The organism is Pseudomonas sp. OA65 (assembly GCF_017498305.1).
In the GTDB taxonomy this organism is placed as follows: domain Bacteria; phylum Pseudomonadota; class Gammaproteobacteria; order Pseudomonadales; family Pseudomonadaceae; genus Aquipseudomonas; species Aquipseudomonas zanjanensis.
Genome location: NZ_JAGDEZ010000051.1, coordinates 1 through 1,810, shown reverse-complemented (window position 1 = coordinate 1,810; position 1,810 = coordinate 1). Strand labels below are relative to the sequence as shown.

1 protein-coding gene is annotated in these 1,810 nt (G+C 60.8%); it reads right to left on the bottom strand.

What is annotated here, in order from left to right:
• Positions 1 to 328 precede the first annotated feature (328 nt).
• Positions 329 to 1,810: non-ribosomal peptide synthetase (locus tag J3361_RS26445; RefSeq protein ID WP_207967025.1), on the bottom strand; the 1,482-nt coding region annotated here is incomplete at its 5' end.

The following is a 1,810-nucleotide window of genomic DNA, read 5'->3' as shown; positions in this document are numbered from 1 at the left end:
CGAAGGACCTGCTTTTCTGGTTCGGAGTGGTTGACGATAAAAACGTGTTTTTCAGGTACGGCGCGGCGCCTGGACGGCGGTTGGGCCGACCTCGGCGCACGGGCCAAAGCGCTGGATAATCGTCACGTTCAACCGAAGGCGGCGGTTTGCGAACCGCGCCTTACAGGCCAAAAAAAATTAGAGCATTCGGTAGGTGATGTCTGTCATGGGAAGCAGGGACAAGCCCCGACGTCGGCCAGACAGGGCATACAGATGCGCGGAATCAAGGGCGAGCGCCCTGCCCGGAAGCCCGGGACAGGGCATTCATCCCTCAGGTGAAGCAGCCGATTCAGATACTGCGTTTGCGCGTGAGCGCGGGAATTGTCGTCATCGGCACATCGATAGGCCGTACCTCGCCCACGGCGGCAGCCACCTGGGCCAGGGTGGGCTGGCCGAACAGCACACGGATATCGGCCTCCATGCCGTCCTGGCGCATGCGTTCGATCAGCGTCACGGCGAGCAACGAGTGGCCACCCAGTTCGAAGAAGTGATCATGCCGCCCCACTCGTTCGACCTTGAGCAACTCCGCCCACAACGCTGCGAGCTTGATCTCCACGTCCCCCACCGGGGCTTCATACAGACGCGTGGTGTAGGCATGGCTGTCGGGGGCCGGTAGCGCCTTGCGGTCGAGCTTGCCGTTGGGTGTCAGGGGCAAGGCATCCAGGCGCACGTAGGCGGCGGGCACCATGTAGGCCGGCAGTTGCGCTTGCAGGTGTGTGCGCAGGGTTTCGATGTCCAGCGCTTGTTCTGGCGAGTGTTGGGTGAAATAGGCCACCAGGCGCTTGTCGCCCGGGGCATCTTCACGGGCCAGGACTACGGTTTCTTTCAGCGCTTCGTGGCGGGCAAGCTTGGCTTCGATCTCCCCCAGTTCGATGCGAAAACCGCGGATCTTCACTTGGTCGTCGTTGCGGCCCAGGTATTCGATGTTGCCGTTCGGCAGGTAGCGGCCCAAGTCGCCAGTGCGATACATGCGGGCGTTTGGAGTCGTGCTGAACGGGTCTTTCAGGAAGCGCTCGGCCGTCAGCTCAGCACGATTGAGATAACCGCGAGCGACCCCGGCACCGCCGATGTAGATTTCGCCCGGTACGCCCAGTGGCACCGGTTGTTTGTGCTCATCCAGCAGATAGAACTGGGTATTGGCCACGGGTTTGCCAATGTGCGCGGCAAAGCCATCCTCGCGAGCCATCGACACCCAACTCGAATAGGTCGTGGTTTCCGAAGGACCGTAGAGGTTGCACAGGCGCTTGACCTGGGTCTGTTCGAACAAGGCTTCAACCAGGCTGCGCTTGAGCGCTTCACCGGCGACGTTCACCGTGTCGACGCCTTCGCCCAACCCGCCCGATTCCAACAACGCCTTGAGCGCCGACGGCACGGTGTTGATCAGGGTGATGTCGTGCTCGCCCTGTTGCAGTTCCAGCACATTAGTGACCACGTCGATGCTGCCGCCGGAGGTCAACGGCGCGAAGCACTCATAGACGGCCAGGTCGAAGTTCAGCGAAGTCGAGAACAGGGTTTTCGACAATATTTTTGAGTCGAACGAACGATGGGCCCAGGTCAGGAAGTTCACCGTGTTGCGGTGTTCGATCATCACGCCTTTAGGCAAGCCGGTCGAACCTGAGGTGTAGATCACATAGGCCAGATGCGATGAAGTCAGCCCGCCGATCTCCGGATTGGAGACGGATTCGTCCTGCCACAAGCCGCTGTTGAGATTGATCACTGCCATTGGAGCATCGCTCAACAGCCCGACTGTAGCGTCCTGGACCAACACCGC